4 protein-coding genes are annotated in these 5,528 nt (G+C 74.6%); 2 read left to right on the top strand and 2 right to left on the bottom strand.

Annotated features, from left to right (window positions below; translation table 11 throughout):
- Positions 1–359 precede the first annotated feature (359 nt).
- Both G9H71_RS20765 and G9H71_RS20770 read right to left on the bottom strand, forming a co-directional pair.
- A complete protein-coding gene (locus G9H71_RS20765) occupies positions 360–1,637 on the bottom strand; it encodes a DUF1501 domain-containing protein (RefSeq protein WP_166284683.1) in 1,278 nt (425 codons plus the stop codon).
- Complete coding sequence (locus G9H71_RS20770) at positions 1,634–3,031, bottom strand: DUF1800 domain-containing protein (RefSeq protein ID WP_166284684.1); 1,398 nt, start codon at positions 3,029–3,031, stop codon at positions 1,634–1,636. Before G9H71_RS20770 ends, G9H71_RS20765 begins: the two co-directional genes overlap by 4 nt.
- Positions 3,032–3,120: 89 nt before the next feature.
- Between G9H71_RS20770 and G9H71_RS20775 the strand changes: the two genes are divergently transcribed.
- Positions 3,121–3,984: an Fpg/Nei family DNA glycosylase gene (locus G9H71_RS20775; RefSeq protein WP_166284685.1), complete on the top strand. Its 864-nt coding sequence runs from the start codon at positions 3,121–3,123 to the stop codon at positions 3,982–3,984.
- Positions 3,985–4,315: 331 nt separating this feature from the next.
- Positions 4,316–5,528, top strand: a 1,213-nt coding sequence (locus G9H71_RS25340) for a DUF4012 domain-containing protein (protein ID WP_166284686.1), incomplete at its 3' end; no start/stop codon positions are given.

Consider the following 5,528-nt stretch of genomic DNA (forward strand, 5'->3'; position numbering starts at 1 on the left):
CGCCGTGCGGGCCTCCCCGCGCCGACGAGGCAGGCCCAGCGCAGGGACCGGTCCGGGCGGGTCCGCTGGCTCGACCTCTACTGGCCGGAGTGGCGGCTCGTGGTCGAGATCGACGGCGTCGGCCACACCGGTCTGCTGGCGTGGTGGGACGACATGGCCCGGAGCAACGACCTCGTCATCAGCGGGGACCGTGGCTCCGGTTCCCGTCGTTCCTGGTGCGCGAGCAGCCAGAGGTGGTCGTGGCCGCGATACGCAGCGCACTCGTCGCCGCGGGGTGGCGTCCGCGAGCCGCATGATCATCCGGGTGCCAGGGTCGTGCGAGCAGCCCTGGGACCCGGATGCTCACTCCCACTCGCCCCTTACCGCGCCCGCGCCACCCCCAGCCGCGCAGGCGCGAGCCCCGGGAACACGCTGCGCGCCGGCACCCCGCACCGCGCCTCGAGGATCTCGGCCAGCAGCGTGCGGTAGTCCGTCGTCCCGGCCAGGTCGCCCTCGACGAGGGACCGCTCGCCGAGGCCGGGCCAGCGCCCGTGCACGCGGCCGCCCACGACCCCGCCGCCGAGCAGCAGCACCGCGTTGCCGTTGCCGTGGTCGAGCCCGCCCGAGCCGTTCTCGGCGACCCGCCGGCCGAACTCCGACAGCGTCACCACGGTCGTGCGGCCGAACGCCTCGCCCAGGTCCGCGGCGAAGGCCGCCAGCCCGCGCGCCAGCTGGTCCAGCTGACGGGCCATCCAGCCGCCGTCGACCCCGCCGACGCCCTCGTGCATGTCCCAGCCGCCGAGGTCGACCGCCGCGACGCGCGCGCCCACGCCGCCGCGGATCAGCCGGGCGACGTCCCGGAGCGCCTCGCCGAAGGACCCCTCCGGGTACGCGACGCCGTCGGGCAGCGTCGAGGGTGCGGGCAGCGCAGCGGCGGTGTCGAGCGCGGCGAGCGAGCGGCGGGCCGCCGAGACGACCGCCTCCGGGCCGCTGGTGTGCAGCTCGGCGAGCGCAGTCTTCCAGCGCGCTGCCTCCCAGTCGGCTCCCGACAGCTTGAAGCTCGGCAGCGACCGGACGCTCAGCTCCGGGGCAGCCCCCGCGAACGCCGTCGTCGTGGTGGTGGATCCGACGGACACCGCCGCGAACGTCGACGTCGCGCCGCTGGCGCCGACCATGCGGTCGATCCATCCGGTACGCAGGCTCGAGCGCGGCGCGGCGCGCTCCAGCTCCTCCATCGCCGTGAAGTGGCTGCGCGTCGGGTCCTTCTGGCCGACGGCGTGGACCGCGCCGAAGGTGCCGGCGCGCCACAGCGGCTCGAGCGGCTTCAGCGCCGGGTGCAGGCCGAAGACGCCACCAGCGGGGATCAGCTGCGAGGACGGGACAGCGATGTTCGGGCGGGCTGCGGCGTACGCCGGGTCACCGGCCGGGACCACGGCGGACAGCCCGTCGAAGCCGCCGCGCAGGCTGACGACGACGAGCACGTCGCCGGCGTAGCCCTCCTCGGCCAGTGCCACCTGGGCGCCCCCGAGGTCGAGCAGGCCCCCGCCCGCGACGCCCGCCAACGTGGCGAGCGAGGCGCGGAGGAACGTACGCCGGGACAGCCCGCGCTGCTCGGGGCAGCCGCAGTCGGCTGCAGCATGCTTCACCGAAGAGGTCATCGCAGAACCGCCTGAGGGGTATCGAGGATCAGGGCAACCAGGTGCGCCAGTCGCCAGTGCAGGACGGCGTCCGTCTGCTTCACCGGGTCCTGCGGGCGGCGCTCGAAGAACGTGCAGATCGCCGCACGCTGCCGGTCGGTGAGGGCCGGGACGAACAGCCGGGCGGCGACGGCGTCGATCAGCGCGGCGTACGAGCCCGGGAGCGGGGAGGGCAGCCAGCTCTTCGGGTCCGGGTGGCCGAGCTCGCGGTTCCACTGCCCGGCCAGGCCGAGGTGCGTCGTCCAGCGCTGCACGGTGCCCGCAGCGCCCGTCCACGCGGCCGCGACGTCCGGGTAGCCGTCGGGCCGGGGCCACGCCAGCGGCGGCTGGCCGAGGTTGGAGCTCTCCCAGTAGAGGCCGAGGACGCCCTGGGTGCCGGACGCGGGCGGCGCGATCCCGAGCGCGCGGACGGCGCCGACCAGGGACTCGAACGGCGTACGCACCTTCTTGCCCTCGGACGCCCAGAACTCGGCCGACCCGAAGAGCGCGCGCAGCACGGGCACGATCGAGGTCTTGTTGCGGCGGTACGTCGCGGCGAGCATGCGGACCAGCCCGGCCGACGGGGTGTCGGACACGAAGCGGACGGCGAGCCGGCGGGCCACGTTCAGCGCGGTCGCCGGGTGGTGCGCGAGATAGCGGAGGTACGCCTCGGCGACCCTCCTGCCGCCGGCGGGCGTCGCGTTCGGGTGCCGGAAGCCGAGCACGCGCACCGGTCCGGTCCAGTGGTCCTGCGCGCGGTAGACGAAGGTGCCGCGGTCCCAGTCGACCGAGAGGCCGGTGAGGATGCGGGCCGAGTCGCGGACGTCGCGCTCGGTGTAGCCGCTGGCCCGACCGACGGTGTGCAGCTCGAGCAGCTCGCGCCCGAGGTTCTCGTTCGGCTGCCAGCGGTTGCTCGACGCGCCGTCGAGGAACCGGAGCATCGCCGGGTGGGTGATCGCCGCGACGAGCATGTCGTCGAACCGGCCGAGCGCGTGCTTGCGGATCACGTCCCGGTCGTAGCGGTGGCGCGTGCCCCAGACCTCGCCGGAGGGGTTCGTGACGTTGAGCGCGTTCGACCAGACGTCGACGAGGACCTCGAGCAGCTGGCGCCGGGACCAGCAGGCGCGGGCGAGCGCGGCCGAGCTGAGCGCCACCATCGTGTCCCAGCCCTTGGTCGACCTCGTCGCCGTCGGGATGTCCCAGCCGAGCTGCGGCCAGCGCGGCAGCAGGGCGTCGACCTGCGGGTCCGGGATCGCGGCGGGCCGCAGCTGCCGGTCGAGCCACGCCTTCGTGCCCAGCGCGCGGATCTCGGCGACCAGCTCGGGTGTGGGGCCCCAGGCGGCACGGCGGGCGAGGTGCAGGACGGGGTCGCTCACATCGCACAACGTCGGCAGCCGGGCCCCGCGGCTGTACGCCGTGCGCGGACTTCTTCCGAACCGCCCGCGGCTGACGCAAGATGATCGGCGTGCCGGAGCTGCCCGAGGTCGAGGCCCTCGCCCGTTTCCTGACCGAGCGGGCGGTCGGGCGGACCGTCGCGCGCGTGGACGTCTCCGCGATCAGCGTGCTCAAGACGTACGACCCGCCGGTCACCTCGCTCGGAGGCCTCGAGATCGCCTCCGCCACGCGCCACGGCAAGTTCCTCGACCTCGACGTGTCGGGCCTGCACATGGTGATCCACCTCGCGCGCGCCGGCTGGCTGCGGTGGAAGGAGTCCCAGCCCGCCGTCCCGCCGCGCCCCGGCAAGGGCCCGCTGGCACTGCGGCTGCACCTGGACGACGGGTCCGGCTTCGACCTCACCGAGGCCGGGACGAAGAAGGGGCTCGCGGTCTACGTGGTGCGTACGCCCGAGGAGGTCCCCGGCATCGCCCGGCTCGGCCCCGAGCCGCTCGCGCCCGAGTTCACCCCGGACGCCCTGGCCGCGATCCTGCAGCGCGCCGGCCGGGCGCAGGTCAAGGGCGTGCTGCGCGACCAGTCCGTCGTCGCGGGGATCGGCAACGCGTACTCCGACGAGGTGCTGCACGCTGCCCGGCTCTCGCCGTTCAAGCCGGCGTCCGGCCTCTCGCCGGAGGAGGTGCTGCGGCTGCACGCCGCGATCAAGGAGCTGCTCGAGGACGCGGTGAAACGGTCCGTCGGGCTGGCCGCGGGCGACCTCAAGGCCGAGAAGAAGGTCGGGCTGCGCGTGCACGGGCGGACCGGCGAGGCGTGCCCGGTGTGCGGCGACACCGTCGCGGAGGTGTCGTTCGCGGACCGGTCGCTGCAGTACTGCCCGACCTGCCAGACCGGTGGGCAGAAGCTGGCCGACCGGCGGCTGTCGAAGCTGCTGCGCTGACGCCGGGCCGTCGGCGGGTGAGCGCGGGCGCAGAGGGCCGTCCAGTCGTGTTCATGTGGCAGGCGTAGCGGCTCACGTGGCGCGTTGATCACGGGACTCGGCGCACGGCACGCCGGTGTCGGTCAGCCAAGTCCCTTGATCAACTGACATCCGGGCGCGCCGCACCACGACGAGCGCGCCGCGCCGGCGGAGCGGGGCTCGCACGACGCGCGCGGACCGATCCGCGGCGCCCACTGAACCCCCGGGAGCGCGTGACGGCTCCGAGTCGTCGTACGCACGTAGACTCGACACCTCGGACTCGCCTTCCTGTCGTCGACCCCGGGACCTGCCTGTGACGCTCCGCCACGACCCCCGTGCCGCGACGCCCGAGCCGCCGCCCGCGCAGATCCAGGACTCGGACGCCGAGACGGTGGTCTGGCAGCACCCGCTCGACCGCCTCGAGGTCGTCGAGGAGACGCGTACGCCGCGCTGGCGCCGCGTCCTCGTCTGGCAGCGCTGGAGCAGGTGGCCCCGCTGGCGCAAGCCGGTGCTGTGGGCCCTGGGGGCGCTGGTCGTGGCCGGCGCCCTCGGCGCGGCGGGGGCGTGGATGGCGCTCGGCCTGGTGCAGTCCGCCCGCGACATCCAGGACTCGGCGACCGGCGCGCAGGACGAGCTCGAGGCGTTCCGGACCCAGCTCACGGCGGGTGACCGGGCCGGCGCGGTGGCCCACCTGGACGCCGCGGCCGCGCACCTGTCCGTCGCGCACGACGCGGCCGACCGCCCGCAGGTGCGCATCGCCGGCTACCTCCCGGTCGCCGCGACCGCCGTCGACGACCTCGACCACCTGCTGACCGCTGCCGACGAGACCGTCGAGGCGGGGCGTACGGGCATCGACGTCATCGGCGCGCTGTCCGGCGGCACCGGCCCGAAGGTCTACACCGACGGCAAGTTCTCCGTGCCCGTCATCCGCGACACGACGGCGCGCGCGGAGGAGATCAGCCGGCTGATGCTGAGCGCCGAGCGCGAGCTGCTCAAGGTCAAGGGCACGGCCCCCAAGACGGAGCGGGTGCTCGAGGCCAAGGAGACGGCCCTCGAGCAGGTGCGCGAGCTGCGGACGCAGATGGAGGCCGCGCTGCCGGTGCTGCGCACGCTGCCTGCGATGGTCGGCGCGGACAGCCCCAAGAACTACCTCGTGGCGATCCTGAACCCCGCGGAGATGCGCGCCTCCGGCGGCGCCCCGCTGACCGTCGCCACGATCGGGCTGGACAACGGAGAGCTGAAGATCCCCGCGCCGTCCGCGACCGGCGACATCGACTGGCCGAACGCGCTGGACAAGGCGGCGGGCGACACGAGCACGGTGGGCGTGAACCCGCCGATCCCGTGGAAGCCGGTCGACGGCGACCCGTTCACCCCGGCCATGCAGGCGAAGGGCACGGAGGGCATCTCCTTCGTCAACTCGAACGTCAACCCCGACTTCCGGGCCGCGGGCGAGAACATGGCCCGCGCATGGGAGGGCGGCACCGGCAACACGGTCGACGGCGTGATCGCGCTCGACATCGTCGCGG

This window comes from Motilibacter deserti, assembly GCF_011250635.1.
Classification (GTDB): domain Bacteria; phylum Actinomycetota; class Actinomycetes; order Motilibacterales; family Motilibacteraceae; genus Motilibacter_A; species Motilibacter_A deserti.